Below are 21,233 nucleotides of genomic sequence, written 5' to 3'. Positions count from 1 at the left end.
CGGGAGTTGGGGCATTTGGATCGGGCTTGGTTTGGATTCTGTATGAAAAGGGTACTTTGTGTCGCGGCGCTCGTCTGTCGTATGGCTTTATCGTTGATCGCGAGTTTGCCGGTGGTATTGGGTTTCTATGGAGATCAACTCCCTCAGGCTTTTGCGCAATTGGTCGAGGAATATCCCATTCAAGGAGTTATTTTGTTTGATCGCAATATCGCACGTGATGAAGGAGGAGAGCAGGACCTCGCAAAATTGGCAGCACTTGTCCAAGAGATTCGTTCCATCATTCCTAATGCTTACGTGCTTGTTGACCAAGAAGGCGGACGTGTACAACGGTTGAAAGGAAAGAAGTTTTTTGATGCGCTTTCGCCCATAAGTTATGTCCAAAAAATTGAAGCGTCGCCAGAGTCGCGTCCGAAGATCATGAAGTTGTTGCGCGATAATACTCATCGCATTGATCAAGATTTGTCACGTGTTGGTATCAACGTCAACTGCGCGCCGTGCTGCGACCTATTGCACCCCTATACACATAATTTCCTAAAGGATAGAACATTTGGAGGTGACAAGAATACGGTAGTTGAGTGCTGTTTAAATGTCATTCGTACGATGCACCGCGATGGGATTATCCCGATATGTAAGCATTGTCCAGGGCATGGATGTGCAACTTCAGATAGTCATACATCTTTGCCACAAGCCAAAGATTCGTTCAATGAGCTCAACCAACAGGATTTCGACGTCTTTCGTAAAGTTGCGACTGCCGTAAAGCAGGAAAAGCTTTTCCCTTGTTGGTGCATGGTTTCGCATGTGCTCTATCCCTGTATCGATCTCGAAAATCCCGCAACCTTTTCCCAAAAGATTATCGATTTTATCCGTTCTGGTATCGGTTTTGGCGAAATGCCAATTATCAGCGACTGCATCGCCATGAATGCGCTTACGGGACCCCTTTGGGAACGAGCCGTGCGTGTCTTACGGGCGGGGTGCAACATTGTGTTATGTTCTCATCTCCTCGGCGAGGAAGGAGAGTTGGTAACTTACGAAGAGTATCGGCAATTATTGGTGGCCGTCCAACAGTTTTTGGAGCTTCGCAAGGAGTGCGATGGTGAAATTTCTCCTGAGCGTTTCGAGCAATTTCTCACGGAAACAGCTTTAAGCTTTGGGAATTCTCTTTAACTTTTTTAGAGGGAAGAAACAAAATCGCGTTTCTATTTTGACAACTATGTAAAAATTTTTATAAAATATCCTCGCGATGGGGAATGTGGCATGTGTGATCATGGGTGGCGGCCGGGGAACACGTTTGTTCCCGTTGACGAAAGATCGCTGTAAACCGGCTGTCCCTTTGGCGGGGAAGTATCGCCTCGTCGACATACCAATCAGCAATTGCATCAACTCCGGATTTAAAGATATTTATATTTTGACGCAGTTCAATACGCGCTCACTGCATACTCACATTAACAGTACCTACAAGTTTGACCCGTTTACCAAGGGGAAAATCGAAATTTTTTCAGCGGAGCAAACAGCCGATGGTATCGGCAATTGGTATGAGGGAACTGCTGATGCTGTTCGTAAAAACTTGCGCTACCTCAATGATCCCGCCAATGATCTCGTTGTAATTTTATCGGGCGACCAACTTTATCGTATGGATATTGGCGCTTTGGTACGCCATCACCTCCAGACTTCTGCTGATGTTACGATCTCTGCAAAGCCTATTCCTGGCAATAGGGTTTCCGCTTTCGGCATCATGCGCGTTAAGAATGATTTCTCTATTGCCGAATTCGTCGAAAAACCGACCGATTCCGAGCTCATCCGTAGCTTCACACTCTCAGGCCCATTGCGCCAAAACTTAAAGGACCAAAGCCATACTGCCTATGCACTCGCATCGATGGGTATTTATGTCTTTAAACGTTCGGTGTTGGATGAAGCCTTGAGCACTGGTGGTAGCGATTTTGGTAAGGAAATTATTCCAGGACTTTTGGGGAAAGTTGCCATTAAAGCCTTTATTTTCGAAGATTATTGGGAAGATATTGGAACGGTCCGTTCGTTTTTTGAAACCAATCTCATGCTCACCGATCTTGTCCCGGAATTTAACTTTTTTGATGTTTCAAAACCGATCTACACGCAGCCCAAAACCCTACCGGCGGCAAAAGTTAATAGCTGTACCATGCAAAATGTGCTCGTTGGCGATGGATGTATTATTTCGGATGCCCACTTGAAGCGTTGCGTGATTGGCGAACGTTCCTTGATTCGCTCGGGGACGGAAATGGAAAACGTATACATGATCGGCGCAGATCATTTCGAGAATGAATCCAATCCGGTTCCTTTGGGTATTGGCGAACATTGTCACATCAAAAACTGTATTATTGACCGTAATGCGCGGATTGGAGCAGGAGCCAATCTATCTCCAGAAGGTAAGCCCGCAAATTACGATCATTCAGAAGATATTTATATCAGGGATCATGTTTTATGCATTGGGAAACACGCAGTCATTCCGTCCGGATTTTCATTTTAATTGACAAGAAACGGCGCGCATATAGAACCGACGCGTCTCCTGTTAATGAAGCATTTTATCCCAGTTGTTGCGCTTGTTTCGACGATGTCCTGTCCCTCGGTAGTACATGCCGAGAACGAGGGGGCTCATTTGTTGGGCAAGGCGTTAGGGTATTTCAGGAGGAGTATTAAGATGGCGAAAGATGCGGTCGATTTTGTACACAATCAGGAATTTGAACCCTTTATTGAGCAGGGGAAATTGATAGCTTCAGGGCCTGCAGTATTTTTGTTTTGTCGCGTCTGGAAGCGTCTAATGTCGGAGTTCCCAGAGATTAAGGTACCACGCACAATTATTTGGGTTAATGGGGCTCCTGGTGCCGGAAAAGGGACGAATACGCGTAACGTCATGCGTGTAATGGGTATCTCGACACATCCGATTATTGTCAGCGATCTCTTACATACTCCAGAATATCAACAGAAAATCGATCAGGGACTACTCATTGATGATGAAGAGGTAACCTACTTAGTCTTTAAAAAGATCATTGAAGAAAGTCACAATGAGGTGGGAATCATTATTGATGGCTACCCAAGGACATTGATACAAGCAGAGTGTGCCGCGTTGTTAAAAAAAAGAATTGGCGCCGACCGGCTTCGTGAAATAACGGTTATGTTATTAGTAGATGAACGGACGAGTATTTTACGTCAAAAAACGCGGGGACAAGAGGCGATTGAGCACAACAACCAAGTTCAAGCTTCCGGTCATGGTGAACTTCAAACTGTACGAGCGACCGACATGGACGACAACGTTGCGCGGACACGTTATGCAATGTTTCGTGATCAAACTTTAAATGCGCTCAAATACATGAAAAAGTGTTCGAACTATTATAGCATTGACGCGAAGGGGTCCTTTGATGAGGTCCGGAATCGCATTTATGAAGCACTGAAAAAGGAAAATGCGAAGCTATAGTATATGGCTCGCCTCCCGGAGATTACCTCGTTTCGACAACGTTACGAAGTCCTTGATGCGCAAGTCCTATCGCCGGACTTTTTTAACGATCAGCGCCAGGCTGCGAAGATTGCTCGTGAACATCAAAAACTCGGAGCTTTGCTGGAGAAGTACGAGCACTATCTTATGCTTCAGAAAAATTTAGCGGAGAACGAGGCACTTTTGCAGGGTGAAGATATGGAGTTAAAAGCGCTCGCTGAAGAGGATAACCAACAAATTTCGTCAGAATTACAGCAACTCGAACACGAGATTCTCCTCGAAATGCTCCCACGCGACGAAAATGATTCGCGCAACACGATTATTGAAATTCGCGCCGGGACGGGTGGCGATGAAGCGAGTTTGTTTGCTGCGGATTTATTCCGCATGTACACCATGTATGCTGAGCGCATTGGATGGAAGACGGAAATTTTAGGTTCTAGTCCCTCCGAGTGCGGTGGCTTTAAAGAGGTATCGCTGCTTATCAGTGGTGATGAGGTTTTTAAACGCCTCAAGTTTGAGAGTGGTGTTCATCGCGTTCAACGAATTCCTACAACGGAAGCCAATGGGCGAATTCACACCTCGGCTGCGACCGTCGCAGTCTTGCCGGAAGCGGAGGAAGTCGACATCCAAATCGCTCCAGAAGATTTAGAAATTTCGGTCTGTCGTGCAAGTGGTCCTGGAGGACAGGGGGTCAATACAACGGATTCAGCAGTTCAGGTTCTCCATAAACCAACGGGAATGATGGTTACTTGTGCCGACGAACGTTCTCAAATCAAAAACAAAGCCAAGGCCCTCAAGGTTCTTCGTTCGCGTCTTTTGCAACAGAAGGAAGAAAGTGAGCGCAAAAAGTACGCCGAGAATCGAAAGAGCCAAGTCGGCTCCGGGGACCGCTCGGAACGTATTCGGACTTACAACTTCCCTCAGAATCGACTCACCGACCACCGCATTGGGCTCACACTATATAGTCTGCCGCAGATTATGGATGGCGATCTCGATGATCTCTTGAATGCATTAGTCGAGGCGAGTGATCAAAAACAAATCGAGCAATTGTTAGCTCCGGCTTCTTAGTTTTTGAATAAAAACTTGCGCTTTCCCCCAGAAAAATTCCGCTTCAAACGTGTCGATGATTTCGAAGGACATGGCTTGAATCCGTAGGTCTGAACTAATCGCGACGATTTCCTCAAGGGCGTAGCTCACGGTCACAATACGCGTTCCCAAACTTGTATTCTGAAGGTTTAAAATAAATGCTTCAATTTCCGTATCACTCATCTTGGTGCCATAGAGGTAAATGACAGTCGCTTGGGAGAGATTTTTTTCGAGAAAATCCCCGTGAATGAATTGAACTTGATCCTGAAGACCATAGTTTCGAACAACAGAGTTGGCAAAATCAGCAAAAAGCGCAATGCGTTCAATCCCCGTTACACGGCAATGATGTAAGCAGGCGAGCCAAAAGGCACATCGCCCCGTACCGGCACCGAGTTCAAACACGTGATCATCGGATGAAAGCTTTAAACGTTGCGCTATGCGTTCTAGAGTACGCATTGGCGTCTCGCCGTATTGGTAAATGTCAGAATCTAGGCGTAGCTGTAAGTAGCGTTTACTAATCGCAAAGGGGGATTCTAAAAAATATTCGAGTCTCAGTGTTTTGTCGAGTGTCATGAACAGCCAGCTGCGTGGGTAGCCGCGAAACAAAACATACAAAAAATCTAAACAATGTACCCAGCGTGCGCGTAACGCTAAGTAACAAAAATGAAAGGGTTCGCAAAGAATCGCAAACACGGAATATCTATAATCGTGTTTACAACATGCCCCGGAGGCGTCCCTTTTCCCGAAAATTCCCATCCCGAATCGCATCACGTATTTCCCGTACTAAACGCATCATAAACGCGACATTATGGATCGCTAACAACTGCCCACCCAACAACTCTCGCGCCTTGAAGAGATAGTGGATATAAGCACGTGTGAAATTTTTGCAACAATAACAAGAACAGGTTGGATCAACTGGCTCTGTATCCTCGGCAAAACGAGCGTTTTTGAGGCTGATAAATTCCTTGCCTTCTGCCATCTCGGGGTAGAGAAGTGCTCCTCCGTGGCGCGCGAGCCGTGTTGGATGTACGCAATCAAAGGTATCGATGCCCTGAGCAACACCATGCCAAAGATCGCGGATACCCCCAATGCCGAGCAGGTGCGTTGGACGATGAGGATGCATCATCGAACAGGTCTTATCGACGACGTCGTACATTTGTTGCCGATCGCCTCCGAGACTGCCGCCAATCGCTTGCCCAAAGAAATCTTGTTCTGCGATAAACTGTGTGCTGCGCTTTCGGAGATCCTCGTAAATTCCACCTTGAATGATCCCGTAAAGTCCCTGAGGGGTTGGGGATTTTTGAAATTGTTCCCGGCTACGGATCGCCCAACGATGGCTTCGTTCCATGGACTGTTCCGTATAGCGGCGTTCTACATGAAAAGGCGTACACTCATCGAGTACGAGAATGAGATCCGCACCAAGTTTTTGTTGGATTTCGATTGAAAGCTCTGGCGTCAGAATTTTCTTCTGACCATCGATATAAGAGCGAAATCCCGCCCCATGTTCGTCGATTTTTAAAAGAGTTTTGGGGATAGAACAATGACGGTGGCCCTTAATCTCATTCGCAACACCACCATGACCGAGACTAAAGATCTGAAAACCACCTGAATCCGTCAGCATCGGCCCATCCCAGCCCATCATTTTATGGAGTCCACCGCGTTTTTGAACAAAATCGGGCCCTGGTTGGAGATAGAGATGATAGGTGTTGGATAAAATAATCTCTGCACCAGATTCCCGCATCTGTTGCATCGTGAGCGACTTCATCGCCCCCTTCGTGGCGCAAAAAATAAAGGCGGGTGTCTTTAAAACACCATGTGGTGTTGTTAACCGACCACAGCGTGCATGCGTATGGGAGTCCCGATGGGTAACCTCAAACTGAAAGCCAGGGTAGGGCACGCTCCCTAATGAAATTTCTCGACGAGGTAGTTGGCACAGCTATCGAGGGACTCCAGTTGAGGATAGTCCGCCTCCGGAACCTCAATCGAATACTGTTTACGCAATTCCATAACGATATCCAAAAAGTCCATGGAATCGAGATCGAGCTGTTCGCGCAACGGAACATCGGGTTTTAGGCCACTCACATCCTCATCGGGTGCGATTTCCCCGATAATTTTCCGTACCAACTCCCGCACTTCCTCCTTGGATTTCGCCATAGTTAAATTCTGCGGCGATTTCTCCAAAAACTTCGGAGGGTGTCAAGATATATGTTGGCATTTTTCGCACGTTCATTACCATCACTTGGGTGAATTATCTACACGCGTACTGGCGCGTTCTGTATATTGATACTCCGCAAAAATCGAAGGGTAATCCCTTTTTAGAAATTCTAAACAATCCGGATGAACGCACATCCCTATTACTTTTTCGGACATCCTTAAGTTTTGTAGTCCTCAACCGTTATCCGTATAATGCGGGACATCTATTAGTTTTACCGCAGCGCGAGATTGGGGAACTGAGTGCATTATCTCCTGAAGAACAAACAGATTTTTTTCAAACCATTATCCGTTCGGAACAGATGCTCCAAAAAGCCCTAACGCCCGACGGTATTAATATCGGGATGAATTTAGGCCATGCTGCCGGAGCGGGTATTCCGCAACATCTTCACTGTCATCTCGTACCTCGTTGGGATGGGGATACGAATTTTATGCCGGTGATTGCGGATACCAAAGTACTCCCAATCGCATTAGAACACATGTGGGAAAAATTACGGACTTTTTTATGACCAAGTTAATTGTAGGGAATTGGAAGATGAATAAGACGTCGACGGAAGCGGCGCAACTCGTTCAGGAATTGTTAAAAATACCATCGGGTGTTTCGGTTGCGATTTGCCCTCCGTTTACGGCACTCGATCGCTGTGCTCAGCTACTAAAGGGAACACCGATCGCCTTAGGTGCACAGAATGTCTATTGCCAGGAAAAGGGTGCATTTACCGGAGAAATTGCGCCAAATATGCTAACGGATCTAGGCGTTCAGTATGTGATTATCGGTCACAGTGAACGTCGGTCCTTGTTTTTTGAGACAGATGAGTTAGTAAACCAGAAGGTAAAATTAGCACAACAACATCAACTCATTCCAATTATCTGTGTTGGAGAATCTCTTGAAGAACGGGAACAGAATCAAACGCTCGTGGTCATCGAACGCCAAGTAACCGCGGCATTAAAGGATGTCACTAACTCCAATCTTGTAATTGCGTATGAACCGATTTGGGCGATCGGTACAGGCAAAACCGCTACACCGGAAATTGCCCAAGAAGTACACCACGTGATTCGGCAACTACTTTCAAAGCATTTTAACGATAACACCATTCATATCCTTTACGGAGGCTCGATGAAGCCCAATAATGCCGCTACACTGCTGGCACAACCCGATATCACGGGAGGATTGATTGGAGGCGCTTCACTCGTTGCAGACGATTTTCTCGAAATTATTCGTCAAGCGGCGTAATTTTTGAGCTTTCGATTTATTAATAAAAAAACACACGGTCGTATGCGTTATGACGCTATCGACCTCTTTTTCGTACCTTCGCGCCCAAGCACGTCAGATTCGTCAACAGATTGAGACGGTAACGCGTCGCAATGGGGGACATCTCGCTTCGAACCTCGGTATTGTCGAACTAACCCTAGCGCTCCATAAAGTCTTTCAATCTCCCCGAGACCAAATTATTTTTGATGTCTCCCACCAATGTTACGCTCATAAACTCCTCACCGGCCGGGAAGCGTTATTCCCAACGTTGCGTCAGACCGGAGGCCTTTCAGGCTTTACGTCTCCTTCAGAAAGCATCCATGATCATTTTTTCTGTGGCCACGCCGGTACGGCGCTCTCGTTAGCACTGGGTCTCGCGAAAGCCCGCGATCTTCACAAAGATGATGACCATGTAATTGCCGTTTTGGGCGATGCCTCTTTAACAAATGGGTTAACACTCGAGGCACTCAATAATGTCGGATCTACAAAGCTCATTATTGTGATCAACGATAACGGTTATGCCATTGCGCCCAATGTCGGCTTTATCGCACGTTATCTCAAGGGCCTGATACTCAGTACGCCCTATAACCGTACCAAAACATGGCTTAAAAATGCCCTCCGTAAGATTTGGGTCGGGAAGCAAATTATTCACGGGCTATCCGCTCTTAAACGTGCCATCAAAGCACTTGTTTTACCATCCTCTTTCTTTGAATACTACGGTTTGCGCTACATTGGTCCCATCGATGGCCATAACCTTGAAGAACTCGTCGATGTGCTGGAATTTTGCAAACAAGAAACCAAACCGGTCCTCCTTCACGTTAAAACACAAAAGGGATACGGTGGACAACAAACCGTTACGCCAGAAGAACACAGTATTTCTCCAATACCGACACAGGGATACTCACAGACTTTGGGCCATACGCTCTGTCAATTGACCAAAAAAAACAAAAAAATTGTCGCCATTACCGCGGCAATGTCCACCGGAACTGGGCTACAAGAATTTCAGCAAAAATTCCCACAAAACTTTTTTGATGTTGGGATTGCCGAGGGACATGCGGTTACCTTTACTGCCGGATTGGCTAAAATGGGCCTCATTCCCGTTTGCGCGATTTATTCTACCTTTTTGCAACGCGCATTCGACAATATCTTTCATGATGTAGCGCTCCAAAATCTTCCGGTTATTTTTGCGATCGATCGCGCTGGTCTTTGTCCCCAAGAGGGCCCCACACACCATGGACTTTTCGATCTCGCTTGGCTTAGTGCCGTTCCTAATCTCATCATTATGCAGCCCAGCGACACAGAGGAGCTGGCGATGATGTTAACCGCGGCCATTACCTGGAGTCGTCCCTGTGCCATCCGCTATCCACGAACAACGGTCACAAAACCCAAACAACATATGCCCATTCAAATCGGCCGGAGTGAAATCCTTCAGGAAGGTCAGCGCATTGCGCTCATCGCTCTCGGCGAAAAAGTGGGCATGGCTCAAGAAGTCGCGCAAAAACTGTTCTGCGATTGTACGATTATCAATGCGCGTTTCGTTAAACCACTTGATGAGGCTCTTCTACGCCATTGTGCCGAAAAACATGACTATCTTTATACGCTTGAAGACCACGTTGTGACAAGCGGCTTCGGCAGCGCGGTTGCGAGCTTTTTTCAACAAAACCAAATCCCCGTACGCCTCCATTGTTTCGCCTGGCCCGATCAGTTTCTGCCACATGCAACTAATGATGCGGATCTTTTAACAAAATACCACCTGACGACAGACGATATCGTAGAGAAAATCCACCAAGACCTACGGAGTTGACTTCAGCATGGATATACATTTAAGCTTTTTGTGATGAACATTGCCATTTTGGGGGCTGGCGCATGGGGGACCGCGGTCGCGTTGAGTAGCTGGCGCGCGCACCATACCGTGACGCTCATTACGAAAAATGCCCAGGATGCTGCGGAAATTAATACGCACCACGAAAATATTACGTTCTTTCCCGGTATCGAAATTCCCGAAGCGATTACCGTTACGCACCGTTACAATGAGTTAAAAGCCTGTGATGTTTTATTTTTAGTTTGTCCTTCGGCAGCGATTGATGATGTCGGCAAACATATTCAAGAAGCGGGATTACCGGCATCGGTCCCGATTATTTCGTTTTGTAAGGGGCTACCGGGAGAGACCTGGGAATTACCCAGTATGTACATTGCGCGTCGATTCCCCAATAATCCTTTTGGTGTTCTATCGGGCCCTTCTTATGCGCGTGAAGTTGCCTTAGGTCTACCAACAACTGTGGTATTAGCATCGAAAAATCCGGATTGCCAAAATTTAGCGTTTCACTTTCCCAATATGACGATCCTCCCGTCAGCAGATGTTATTGGCGTTGAGCTCGGGGGATGTTTGAAAAATATTTACGCGATCGGGGCAGGGATTTTCGATGGTCTTCAACTCGGCATGAATGCAAAATGTTCCTATATGATGACCTGTCTGCAGGAAATGATTATGATCGGACAAAAGCTCGGCGCACAAACGGAAACATTTTACGGTCCGAGTGGCATTGGGGACTTTTTAGCAACTTGCTCGGGATCGTGGAGCCGCAACCGTACCTTTGGGGAATCGCTGATACAAGATTATGATCCACATAAGTTATTTACGCAGTCGGTTGCTGCGATCGAAGGTTACCGTTCTGTTAAAACCTTCCATCATATCTTTGAGGAAAAATCGATATCGGCACCGGTCGTTAACGCCCTCTATCAGATCTTATATGGGGGTACTATTCAAGATGTTGCCGATATCAAAAGGACCATACTCGCAGCGGTGTTTCCGTCATGAAGTGTCCTCATTGCCAATATAGCGACACCAAGGTAACCGATACACGTGTTGCACCGGATCAGAGCAGTATCCGTCGTCGTCGGAAGTGTCCGGAATGTGGCTATAAATTTTCGACCCTAGAGACGCTCTGTCCACCAGAACTTGTCGTCGCTAAGCGAAACTTGCAGGAGGAAGAATTTGATAGCGAGAAAATCGCCAGTGGTCTACGAAAAGCCATTAAAGCTGATGCGTTGAGTGAAAAGAAGATTGAACACGCCATGCAGCAGATTTTGAACCAGATCCAAGGAAACCATACAACAAAAATTACTTCTGAGGAAATTGGACAAATCGTTATGCAAGTGCTGAAGGAAACGGATCCGATCGCGTACCTGAGGTTTGCGAGTATCTACAAAAATTTTCACGAAACGCATGAATTCGAACAGGAAGTCAAAAATCTCCATCCGGATTAAGCTTGCGAAAGCGGTAAAATCCGCGGAATGTGTGCCGTGAGAATTGCGATTGTAGGGCGTCCTAATGTTGGCAAAAGCCGGCTATTTAATCGGCTGGTTCAGAAACGTGTGGCGATTGTTCATGATCAAGCTGGTGTGACGCGTGATATTATTGAAGCGCCGTTAGGCGAGGGGATTTTTTTGATGGATACGGGCGGCGTTGGTGTTATTTGCGACAATTTATCAAGCTCTGTCGAACATCAAGTCGATCTTGCGATTCAGCAATCCGACGTCATTTTTTTTGTCGTCGATGGACGCGCAGGCGTAACGGCTCTCGATCAGGAAATTGCTCAGCGATTACGTACCTCTGGACGAAAAGTTTTTCTGGTCGTGAATAAAATCGATAGCGAAAAGCAGCGTTTCTTTTACGACGAATTTTTCCAACTCGGACTCGGAGAACCTATCGCGGTTTCAGCCGAACATGGCTATGGAGAAGAAGCTTTGAGAAAGATTATCCGAGAAAACAACGAGCACCCTTCGGATTTAGAAGCAGCCGATATCAAGTTCTGCCTCGTTGGACGGCCCAATGTCGGAAAGTCTTCGATTGCCAATGCACTCTTAAACGAACCGCGACTCATTGAAAGTCCGATTGCAGGAACTACACGCGATGCCGTTCGGTGTCGGTTTCAGCATCAAAATTATACGTTGGAACTCATCGATACAGCGGGACTTCGTACGAAGAAGAAAATTGATAGCTCGGTCGAATTTTTCTCAACCTTACGCTCACGTGATGCCATTTTAGAGGCCGATGTCGTCGTTTATATCATTGATGCCTTGACAGGGATTACGCGGCAGGATCAACAGCGCATTCGTCAGATCATGAACGAGCACAAATGCCTGTTACTAGTCGTCAATAAATGGGATTTAGCACGAGAAGATCTTTTAGGGTGTACACGGACGGAATTCCAAAAACGCTTTTTAGAGGCCATTCAAGCAGAATTACCGGGACAAAAATCGGTCATTTTTACATCTGCAAAGAACGGTAATCCAAATGATTTACTAAAAGCCATTATTGAGCTTTATAAACGTGCGCAACAGACAATTTCAACGGGAAAACTCAATCGAATTGTTCAAAATCTACTGGAACGCCAACCACCGGCATCCGTCGGTAAGAAACGCTTTAAAGTCTATTATCTGGTATGTTGCCAAAACTTTCCGTTTAAGTTCAAGTTATTTTGTAATAAAGCAGAACTCCTTAACGAGCCGTATAAGCGCTACCTCGAAAATGGCATCCGTAATGCCTTTGACCTCGAAGGATGTCCAATCGTCTTTGAATTCTTGAGTAAAGAGCCACGTTACTGCTTACAAGAAACCTAAATAAGACATAATATATATTATGCGAAATGAGTAAACCGCATTGACGCTGCGTCGGACTTTAGCATAGTCCGCGTCGTCTATGTTAGAAAACGCAGATAAAGTTCGGCATTCCGCAGCCCATGTACTCGCTGCCGCCGTCGCACATCTATTCCCAAACGTAAAGTTCGATATCGGACCGAAAACGGAGGAGGGTTTTTATTACGATTTTTCCCTCGATCACACGTTTACGGCGGAGGATTTGACGCGACTCGAAGCCGAAATGCAGCGTATTATCGATCAACATCAGGACTTTATCCGTACCGAAATGAGTCGGCACGAGGCCGAAGATTTTTTATCGAAAAATCATCAAACGTTTAAGCTCGAACGCCTAGCCGATATCCCAGAGAGTGAGGTCATTTCCTTTTATCAAAACGGTGACTTTATCGATCTCTGTCGTGGACCTCATGTCGATAATACCGCTGAAATTAAGGCGTTTAAACTCTTATCCATTGCGGGTGTATACTACCGTGGCGACGAGCACAATCCCCAGCTACAACGCATCTACGGGGTGGCATTTTCATCAAAAAAAGAGCTTGAGAACTATCTTCACCAGCGGGAGGAGGCACAAAAGCGCGATCACCGCAAATTAGGGAAAGAGCTAGAATTATTTCTCATTGATGAAGCTGTTGGGCAGGGACTTATCTTATGGCTTCCGAAGGGAACGATTGTTAAGAATGCTCTTCAGTCCTTTATTTCCGAGGAACTAGAAAAGCGAAATTACCAACTCGTTTCGACACCACATATTGCCAAATTGGGACTCTTTCGGACATCTGGACACTTCCCTTACTATAAGGACTCCCAATATCCACCGATTGCTGAACGCGCGACCCTCGAAAAAAACGCGCATATATCCTGTCGCGAACTGATGACCGGTCTTGAATCTGGAGACTTCGATGGATTTCTGTTAAAGCCGATGAATTGTCCTGGGCATATTCGGATCTATGCCTCTAAGGGGCGTTCCTACCGTGATCTTCCGATGAAAATCGCCGAGTTTGGGACCGTTTATCGCTGGGAACAATCCGGGGAACTCAATGGGATGACGCGTGTTCGTGGATTTACGCAAGATGATGCACATATCTTCTGTACAGAAGAACAACTGCCCCAAGAAATCGCCGAATGTCTCGATTTGGTTAAAATCATCTTTGCAACACTCGGTATGGCGGAATTCAAAGTCCGTGTGAGCCTTCGCGATCCTGCCTCCGATAAATATATCGGAAGCGACGCTGCTTGGGAGAAATCCGAGAGTTCACTCAAAGAAGCCGTACAGGGCTTAGGGGTACCCTACTCGCTTGAACCCGGTGAAGCGGCATTTTATGGCCCCAAGATCGATTTCGTCGTCAAAGATGTCATCGGACGCGAATGGCAATTAGGTACCATTCAAGTTGATTACAACCTTCCTGAACGGTTTGATTTGACCTATATCGGTCCAGACAACCAGCCGCATCGTCCAGTTATGATCCATCGTGCACCTTTTGGCTCTATGGAGCGCTTCTGTGGACTTCTGATCGAACACTTTGCCGGTGATTTTCCGACGTGGTTAGCCCCTGAGCAGGTACGCATTTTGACGCTTGGTGATGCACAAATTGAATATGGTCAGCAAATTCTAGCGCAAGTTAAAGAAGCCAAACTACGCGCCAGTCTGGATGCCAGTCCCGAAAAATTGGGGGCAAAAATTCGCAAAGCGGAACTCGAAAAAGTGCCCTACATGTTCATCGTTGGCCCTCAAGAACAATCGCAACATCAAGTTACAATTCGTTCTCGCCATCACAAAGAAAAAGACGGAGCGTCCTCGATCGATCATGCCATTCAACTCATTGTCGAAGAAGCACAGTCAAGGAAACTGAATTAATAAAGGGAGCTCAGCTCCCCTACTCCCGTTCGGTAAGCGCGAGTGAAAATTGGATTTTTAAAGCCAACTTACGATCAGATTCTTTGAGGATTTCCCCGCTCATTAGAAAAAATTTCCCACAGCGCTCATTGAGTTGTGCCTTAATGTGGAGTTTTTCCTCAGGTCGAACAATCGCTTTAAACCGAGCATCTCCAATACGGGCTAAGACTGGCATCATGCCTGGCTCCAAAGGAACTTTTTTGAGCACTAAGATTGCTGCCGTTTGAAAAACCGTTTCACATAAAAGAACGCCCGGTGTAATGGGATTTCCGGGATAGTGTCCCCGGTAAAAATCATCTGTAGCATGAAAGGTTTTTTCGGCAAAAATCGATGTTTCTTCCAACGATAAAACCGAATCAACGAACAAAAAAGGATCGCGGTGCGGGATGAGCGCTTGAATATCGATCATGGCTCTAAAACTTCCAGCTTCTGTAATTCTTCATTCCAGGCCCCGTCTTCGTCGTTAAACTCTTCCTTATCATCGAGGTAATCATCCTCAAATTCCTCTTCTTCGTCGCCCGTATATTCCCCTTTGTCGCCTAAATCATAACCTTCCGGCGTGTACTCTAAAATATCGACGATCTCATCAAAGACGTGAACATTGCTGCCTTCGACGTACTTCTCCTGATACTTTTCCTTAATTGCCTCCTCGATTTCTTCGCTGTCTAACGGTACCTTGAAATCAATAAGATCATTGAGCAACTTGACACGTAAACGAATGAGATGATCAATTAACTCCATGTATGGTCCCTCATTATCTGCGGCACCATTCGGAAATAAAAAGAGCGGCTCTTCGGCATCGAATACCTTGATGTTCGTAAATTCAAGTTTAATTTGGTTATTACTGAGGGCTGCCACGATTCGAAACTTTAAAAACGCATTCTCAACGAGATCATTGCGGAGACCGTAGCTTTGGAGTGGCGCGGTGAGCTCGATGAGGTGCTCAAATTGTCGCGGATCGATAATTCCGGCGTAGTCACCGTCGATGTGCGCATCGTTACTGAGTTTCTCGACCCACCACTTATAATCGTTTTTCAGACACGCGATACACCACTCAATCTTTTCAGACATGCCGTCTGCGGATAACAAAATCCTACAAAAGGTAAAGCTGAAAATGGCTTATTGATTCTTGACGAAAATTCGTTAGCCGTGGGGCACATGATCGAAGTTCTCCCCGGGTTTCGCGAATTTTATCCCGAAGCCTGTTCCCGTCGCAACTATCTTTTCCAGACCGTACGTCAGGTCTGTCAAAATTTTTGCTTCCAAGAATATGATGCTCCGATTCTCGAACCACTTGAGCTCTATACCGAAAAATCCGGGCCAGAAATTGCAACACAGCTCTTTAATTTCATCGATCGCGGTGGTCGTGCTGTTGCGATGCGCCCCGAGATGACACCCGCAGTTGCACGGATGATCGGCTCGAAAATTAATAGCCTTAAGCGCCCGTTGAAATGGTTTTCTATCGGGGAAAATTTCCGTTATGAACGCCCGCAAAAGGGACGACTTCGCTCGTTTTATCAATTTAATATCGATATTTTCGATGAACCCAGTGTCAGTGCTGAAGCAGAAGTGCTCAGTGTTGCGATTAGTATTTTAAGGACCCTGGGCCTCACCGAACGTGACTTTCACATCCGTCTTAGTGATCGTATTTTGTGGAGAATTTTCCTCGAAGGCCTTGGTGTTGCTCCAAAATCAATTCCGCAGGTTTTATCAATTGTCGACCACGCCGGCAAAGAAAGTGAGGAAGTCCTTCGGGAACAACTTTTACCGTTTGCTCCTGCGTCGATCAATCTCTGGGACCAACTTCAATCATTTCAAAATATTCACAATCTTGGGGTGCTTAAAACATTTTTGAGCTCTAGCCTTCGGGAAACTTCCGTAATTCAAGAACGTTTAGCAGTACTCGAAAATTTGCTACAACGCCTCGAGTACATGGGTTTACGCGATTTCATCACACTCGATTTTGGGATCGTCCGGGGGCTGGCCTACTACACAGGTTTTGTGTTTGAAATCTTCGAGCGTTCTGGAAAATCTCGCGCGATTGCTGGTGGCGGACGCTATGATCAACTCATCGAAAAATTTGGTTATCCTTCGACGCCCGCAGTCGGACTTGCCTTTGGAGACGTTACACTGCAAAATATTTTATCGGAACATAACCTGTTACCCTCTTCAGAGTCGAATTGCGACATTTTTGTAGTTTTTGACGCAGCTTCAGAAGCTAATGCGATGCGCGATATCATTACTTTACGTCAGCACGGACAACGTGTTGATTACGCGCTCAAAACAATTTCGCCAGAAAAGCAATTTAAGCAGGCCGCCAAGGCCCATTGGGTCGCGCGTTATGAAAGTGGCAGTGAAACAATCTTTCTACGCGATGTGTTTCATAAAAGCAAACAAATTCTCAGCCGAGACATATTCCTAAAGCAATTTTGTTCTCATCAATCAGCTTAGAATAACTTTGGATGCGTGCGTGAAAGGTATCGGGTGCCCGGAGAGGGGGTCGAACCCTCACTCCCGTGAAGGAATCGGATTTTGAGTCCGACGCGTCTGCCAATTCCGCCATCCGGGCGCCTTGAGGGACGATTGAAAAACCCGTTCCCCTGTCAAGTGCCAAGTCCGTTAGATAAACAGCTCTTCGGGCTTAAAGAACCGACGTAGTTCTTGTTGTGCACTGTCGGCGCTGTCGGACGCATGCGCGATATTACGCATTTTGTCTGTTCCAAAATCCCTGCGAATCGTCCCCTTGGGCGCCGCCGTAGAATCGGTAGGTCCTAGGAGGTCACGGACAGTCTCAATCGCATTTTCTCCGCGGATTGCTAAGAAGACCACCGGTCGCGAACGCATAAACTCGACGATTTCCGGGAAAAACGGTTTGTCGACAAGATGGGCGTAATGTTCTCTCAAAATATCTTCTGAAAGTCGTTCCATCTTACACGCGACGATATCGAATTGCCGCTCATTAAGCCGGCGAATCACCTCTCCCTGAAGCCGTTTTTCCATACAGTCAGGCTTCAAAATAACGAATGTTGTTTCGATCTTCATGAAAAATTTTTCTAACAAAACCCACGCTGTGCTCGCTGAATCCCTCCAAGTACAAGTTGATAAAGCTCCGGATCTTGGGTCTCCTGCCGACGTAGGGTCTCAAACGCCATCGCACGATTGCCACGGGAGTGAAAAATGACACGAAAAATATCTTTCACTGTATCAATGCGTTCTGGAGAAAATCCATTGCGCTCGAGAGCGATCTTGTTGAAAGCACGCGTACGTGCGGGCAACCCCTCTGCGATCATAAACGGAAGAATATCCATAACCGCCTTTGAGGATCCCGCAAGCATGGCGTAATCACCGATGTGGCAAAACTGATGCACGCCGGCATTCCAAGCAATGTTGACATAATTTCCCAATACCACATGCCCCGCGAGGGCTGATAAACTACTAATCACCACGTGATTACCAATAACGCAGTCATGCGCGACATGCGCGTAGGCTAAAATCGCATTATCATTGCCAACTCGAGTACAGTTCCCCTCCTCCGTTGCTGTGTGGATCGTGACATATTCGCGAAAAATATTACGGTCACCAATATAAAGTCCAGGACTCCCACCCTTATATTTGAGATCTTGCGTCTGACCACCAATCATCGCATAAGGAAAAATCGTATTTTTCTCCCCGACTGAAGTATTCCCGTCAACAGAAGCGTGATGATGGACTATTGTTCCTGAACCAATCGTAACTTCCGGGCCAATGTAAGCAAAAGCGCCAATTGCGACATCATCTGTGAGTTCTGCACCGGAGGAAATGACTGCTGTGGGATGAATCTGTGTCATGCTTTAACAATCGAAAACATCAACTCGGCGGAAGAAACTACTTCACCGGCAACCCGGCACTCCGCCGCCGCAACACCGATCTTATCCCCACGGTAACGTATAATCTTAACCGTGATTTCTAACTGATCCCCTGGAACCACTGGCTTACGAAATTTAACCTTATCGCAACTCATGAAGTATGCTAGACGCGACTCGTATTGGTACCGCTTGAGCATCAAAATTCCCGCTGCCTGTGACATCGCCTCGATTTGTAAGACTCCCGGCATGACCGGGTGTCCTGGGTAGTGTCCTGCAAAATACGGCTCATTGATCGTTACATTCTTGAGCGCGACTAACGAATCGTCACCAATAAACTTAACGACGCGATCAATTAACAGAAAGGGATACCGATGCGGTAATGTATTTAAGACTTTGATGGTATCAAAAGAGGGATCTTCAGCGATAATGGCTCTCGGCGAGGACTTTTTTTTTTGCGCCGTCTGCTGATAACTCTCCTTATATTGTTCGAAAATCTGCTTTGTAAGCTTTGCGTTGAACGCATGCCCAGGGCGAATCGCAATCAGATGACAACGAAGATCCATCCCTAAAAGCGCTAAATCTCCAATAAGGTCGAGAATTTTATGCCGAACAAACTCATCCGGGAATCGCAATGGCTCTTTCGATAAAATCTGGTCACCTTTGATAACAACTGCGCAGTCGAGGCTCCCACCTTGGATTTTCCCACATGCGAGGAGCGGTTCGATATCCTCGTACATCGCAAACGTTCGCGCAGGTGCAATCTCACTGGCATAACACTCTGGTGTAATATCAAGTGATAGGTGTTGTGTATGGATACCTCGATCATCAGCCGAGGTACACGTGATCTTGAAACCATCATACGGAAGTGCGATTAATGAACGATTTCCTTCCGTAACCGAAATCGGTTCCTGTAGAGAAAACACCTTACGTTCCACCTCCAGCTCTACGGGCTCTGCCTCGTACAGGAGATTCGTGAAGTATTTCGCGGAGCCATCTAATATGGGCGGCTCTTCGGCATCGAGCTCCATGATGATGTTATCGATTTTTAGCCCCGCAAGCGCACTCATTACGTGTTCGATTGTTCCAACGTGGACCGAACCCAGCTGTACCGAAGTGCACCGGACGAGATCATCGACTTTTTGAATTGTCGGACAAATCTCTGGTTTGCCAAAAAGATCAACGCGACGGAAAAGAATTCCTGTATCCGCGGGCGCTGGCAAAAAAGTCAACTTAACAGTCTTTCCCGTATGAAGGCCAACCCCCTGCACGGAAACTTCCCTCGAAATAGTCCGTTGCTTCATATGCTATTGTCGTTTTAGGATCTTTTTCAAATGTTCAACATTTCTTTTAATGACCTCGTCTTGATCCATCATATTTTCTATGGACTTACACGCATGAATCACCGTTCCGTGATCCCGGCCACCAAAAGCTAGACCGATTTCGACAAGCGATTGCGGCGTCAGCGCGCGGCTCAAATACATCGCCACTTGACGTGGCATAGCAATATTCGCAGGGCGTCGTTTTCCCAATAAATCCGCCGTTTTTAGATTATAAAACTCAGCAACCTTTTGTTGAATCACGTCGATCGTTACCGTATTCGCGACCTCTTCCTGAAAAATATCCTTCATGAGAAGTCGGAGAACATTGATGTCGACCTTGCTATGCGAGAACTGCATGTAGCTAACAACACGCGTCAGGGCACCTTCCAGGCGGCGAACGTTTGTCGACACATGCTCGGCCATGTAGCTCAGTACATCATAATCTAATGAAATTTTAAGCGCTTCGACCTTTTTGGAAAGAATCGCAATACGGGTCTCAAGGTCCGGTGGCTGGATATCGGTTACCAAACCCCATTGGAAGCGTGATACCAGACGGCTCTCCAGTTTAGCAATTTCCGAAGCCGGGCGATCACTACATAAAAAAATCTGTTTTTGGGATTCAAAAAGCTCATTAAAGGTATGGAAAAATTCCTCTTGGATTCGCTCCTTCCCTGATAAAAAGTGAACATCATCTAATAAAAAAACATCGATACTACGGTATTTTTTGCGAAATTTTGTCATTGCATTGGTTTGGATCGCCTGGATGAACTCATTCGTAAATTTTTCCGTCGAGGTGTAAGCGATTTTTGCCTTTTTGTTATTCGCCAAAACTTGGTGCGCAACGGCATGCATCAGGTGAGTCTTCCCCAATCCCGTACAGCCGTATAAAAACAGCGGATTATAAGCCTTTCCTGGGGCATTCGCGATCGCGATCGACGCGGCATGTGCCATTTGATTGCCAGGTCCAACGACAAAATTCTCAAATGTATTTTTAGGATTTAAGATGTACCCTTCCTCAATCTCCCCCTCTTTGCTCGTTGCCGTTTTAGGCTTTTTGCGCGATGGTGCTGGTTCGGAAGTTTGCGTACTACTACGGACGGACACCTCAATCGATCGGCCAAGAACAAGTTGTAATTTTTGTGCAATCACGTCACGATAGTTGTCGTTAACCCAAATCGCTGCAAAATCACTGGGCACTCCGAGTACAATTTGGTCCTCGTGTTCCTCCAGGAGAGATAACGATTCAAACCACGTCTGATACACGTCGTCTTGGAATGTTTTCCGCAACTCAGATTTCACGAGACACAGCGCATCCCCGATCTCACTTATTGGCTCTTCAGACATGTTATTCACAATTCCCACATAGATAAAGCGTCCCCACAACCACCGACAAAGATCAATCAACTCCAAGCGATACGCAATGCCAAAATCGATATTTTTTTAGCAACGTCCTGCAAACGGCTTCAATACTCGCTTACAGGGAGCTCATTTTACGATAGTTTATAGAAGA

General features: G+C 46.4%; 21 protein-coding genes and 1 tRNA gene. 12 read left to right on the top strand and 10 right to left on the bottom strand.

Features of this window, described 5'->3' with window-relative positions; all coding sequences use genetic code 11:
* The first annotated feature begins 42 nt into the window (after positions 1-42).
* From LW808_000110 to prfA, 4 genes are all read left to right on the top strand, one after another.
* Positions 43-1,164 (top strand): hypothetical protein, encoded by a 1,122-nt coding sequence (locus LW808_000110; protein ID UPA28472.1) that lies wholly within the window; start codon positions 43-45, stop codon positions 1,162-1,164.
* Between the two features lie 76 nt (positions 1,165-1,240).
* A complete protein-coding gene (locus tag LW808_000105) occupies positions 1,241-2,500 on the top strand; it encodes a sugar phosphate nucleotidyltransferase (protein UPA28471.1) in 1,260 nt (419 codons plus the stop codon).
* Between the two features lie 45 nt (positions 2,501-2,545).
* Positions 2,546-3,445 (top strand): nucleoside monophosphate kinase, encoded by a 900-nt coding sequence (locus LW808_000100; protein UPA28470.1) that lies wholly within the window; start codon positions 2,546-2,548, stop codon positions 3,443-3,445.
* A 3-nt stretch (positions 3,446-3,448) separates the two neighbouring features.
* The gene (gene prfA, locus LW808_000095; protein ID UPA28469.1) at positions 3,449-4,531 is read left to right on the top strand and encodes a peptide chain release factor 1; all 1,083 of its coding nucleotides are present in this window, start codon (positions 3,449-3,451) and stop codon (positions 4,529-4,531) included.
* Here the strand turns inward: prfA and LW808_000090 are convergent.
* From LW808_000090 to LW808_000080, 3 genes are all read right to left on the bottom strand, one after another.
* Positions 4,514-5,122, bottom strand: a complete 609-nt coding sequence (locus LW808_000090) for a hypothetical protein (GenBank protein ID UPA28468.1) — start codon at positions 5,120-5,122, stop codon at positions 4,514-4,516. The two genes, prfA and LW808_000090, sit on opposite strands and share 18 nt — an antisense overlap.
* A gap of 139 nt (positions 5,123-5,261) precedes the next feature.
* The gene (gene tgt, locus LW808_000085) at positions 5,262-6,446 is read right to left on the bottom strand and encodes a tRNA guanosine(34) transglycosylase Tgt (GenBank protein UPA28467.1); all 1,185 of its coding nucleotides are present in this window, start codon (positions 6,444-6,446) and stop codon (positions 5,262-5,264) included.
* A 5-nt stretch (positions 6,447-6,451) separates the two neighbouring features.
* Positions 6,452-6,703 (bottom strand): acyl carrier protein, encoded by a 252-nt coding sequence (locus tag LW808_000080; GenBank protein ID UPA28466.1) that lies wholly within the window; start codon positions 6,701-6,703, stop codon positions 6,452-6,454.
* Between the two features lie 89 nt (positions 6,704-6,792).
* On the opposite strand from LW808_000080, the gene LW808_000075 reads away from it, so the two are divergent.
* From LW808_000075 to thrS, 7 genes are all read left to right on the top strand, one after another.
* Positions 6,793-7,269 carry an HIT domain-containing protein gene (locus LW808_000075; GenBank protein UPA28465.1) on the top strand — a complete coding sequence of 159 codons (477 nt, stop codon included), beginning with the start codon at positions 6,793-6,795 and terminating at the stop codon, positions 7,267-7,269.
* Positions 7,266-7,991, top strand: coding sequence for a triose-phosphate isomerase (tpiA, locus tag LW808_000070; GenBank protein ID UPA28846.1), 726 nt, complete (start codon positions 7,266-7,268; stop codon positions 7,989-7,991). Before LW808_000075 ends, tpiA begins: the two co-directional genes overlap by 4 nt.
* Positions 7,992-8,040: 49 nt before the next feature.
* On the top strand, positions 8,041-9,813 hold the full coding sequence (dxs, locus tag LW808_000065; protein ID UPA28464.1) for a 1-deoxy-D-xylulose-5-phosphate synthase: 1,773 nt from the start codon (positions 8,041-8,043) through the stop codon (positions 9,811-9,813).
* A gap of 33 nt (positions 9,814-9,846) precedes the next feature.
* The gene (locus LW808_000060; protein UPA28463.1) at positions 9,847-10,827 is read left to right on the top strand and encodes an NAD(P)H-dependent glycerol-3-phosphate dehydrogenase; all 981 of its coding nucleotides are present in this window, start codon (positions 9,847-9,849) and stop codon (positions 10,825-10,827) included.
* The gene (gene nrdR, locus LW808_000055; GenBank protein UPA28462.1) at positions 10,824-11,276 is read left to right on the top strand and encodes a transcriptional regulator NrdR; all 453 of its coding nucleotides are present in this window, start codon (positions 10,824-10,826) and stop codon (positions 11,274-11,276) included. The genes LW808_000060 and nrdR overlap by 4 nt, the downstream gene beginning before the upstream one ends.
* A gap of 36 nt (positions 11,277-11,312) precedes the next feature.
* A complete protein-coding gene (der, locus tag LW808_000050) occupies positions 11,313-12,632 on the top strand; it encodes a ribosome biogenesis GTPase Der (protein UPA28461.1) in 1,320 nt (439 codons plus the stop codon).
* Between the two features lie 79 nt (positions 12,633-12,711).
* Positions 12,712-14,520 carry a threonine--tRNA ligase gene (gene thrS, locus LW808_000045; GenBank protein UPA28460.1) on the top strand — a complete coding sequence of 603 codons (1,809 nt, stop codon included), beginning with the start codon at positions 12,712-12,714 and terminating at the stop codon, positions 14,518-14,520.
* Between the two features lie 19 nt (positions 14,521-14,539).
* On the opposite strand, the gene LW808_000040 is transcribed toward thrS, so the two are convergent.
* Together LW808_000040 and LW808_000035 are read right to left on the bottom strand one after the other, a co-directional pair.
* Positions 14,540-14,968: a beta-hydroxyacyl-ACP dehydratase gene (locus tag LW808_000040; protein ID UPA28459.1), complete on the bottom strand. Its 429-nt coding sequence runs from the start codon at positions 14,966-14,968 to the stop codon at positions 14,540-14,542.
* Complete coding sequence (locus LW808_000035; GenBank protein ID UPA28458.1) at positions 14,965-15,630, bottom strand: hypothetical protein; 666 nt, start codon at positions 15,628-15,630, stop codon at positions 14,965-14,967. Before LW808_000035 ends, LW808_000040 begins: the two co-directional genes overlap by 4 nt.
* 87 nt (positions 15,631-15,717) lie before the next feature.
* Between LW808_000035 and hisS the strand changes: the two genes are divergently transcribed.
* Positions 15,718-17,010 (top strand): histidine--tRNA ligase, encoded by a 1,293-nt coding sequence (gene hisS / locus LW808_000030; protein ID UPA28457.1) that lies wholly within the window; start codon positions 15,718-15,720, stop codon positions 17,008-17,010.
* 34 nt (positions 17,011-17,044) lie between these two features.
* On the opposite strand, the gene LW808_000025 is transcribed toward hisS, so the two are convergent.
* The 5 genes from LW808_000025 to dnaA form a co-directional block, all read right to left on the bottom strand.
* Positions 17,045-17,128, bottom strand: a tRNA-Leu gene (locus LW808_000025).
* Between the two features lie 50 nt (positions 17,129-17,178).
* Positions 17,179-17,601, bottom strand: a complete 423-nt coding sequence (ndk, locus tag LW808_000020; GenBank protein ID UPA28456.1) for a nucleoside-diphosphate kinase — start codon at positions 17,599-17,601, stop codon at positions 17,179-17,181.
* Positions 17,602-17,612: 11 nt separating this feature from the next.
* Positions 17,613-18,386 carry an acyl-ACP--UDP-N-acetylglucosamine O-acyltransferase gene (gene lpxA / locus LW808_000015; GenBank protein UPA28455.1) on the bottom strand — a complete coding sequence of 258 codons (774 nt, stop codon included), beginning with the start codon at positions 18,384-18,386 and terminating at the stop codon, positions 17,613-17,615.
* Positions 18,383-19,705 (bottom strand): bifunctional UDP-3-O-[3-hydroxymyristoyl] N-acetylglucosamine deacetylase/3-hydroxyacyl-ACP dehydratase, encoded by a 1,323-nt coding sequence (locus tag LW808_000010; GenBank protein UPA28454.1) that lies wholly within the window; start codon positions 19,703-19,705, stop codon positions 18,383-18,385. Before LW808_000010 ends, lpxA begins: the two co-directional genes overlap by 4 nt.
* A 3-nt stretch (positions 19,706-19,708) precedes the next feature.
* Entirely contained in the window at positions 19,709-21,133 is a 1,425-nt protein-coding gene (dnaA, locus tag LW808_000005; protein ID UPA28453.1) for a chromosomal replication initiator protein DnaA, read from the bottom strand.
* Between the last annotated feature and the right edge of the window lie 100 nt (positions 21,134-21,233).

It is taken from the genome of Verrucomicrobiota bacterium (genome assembly GCA_021294815.2).
Lineage (GTDB): Bacteria > Verrucomicrobiota > Verrucomicrobiia > Opitutales > LL51 > LL51.
Note: the sequence above shows the minus strand (reverse complement) of the source record. Positions and strands in the feature narration are given on the sequence as shown.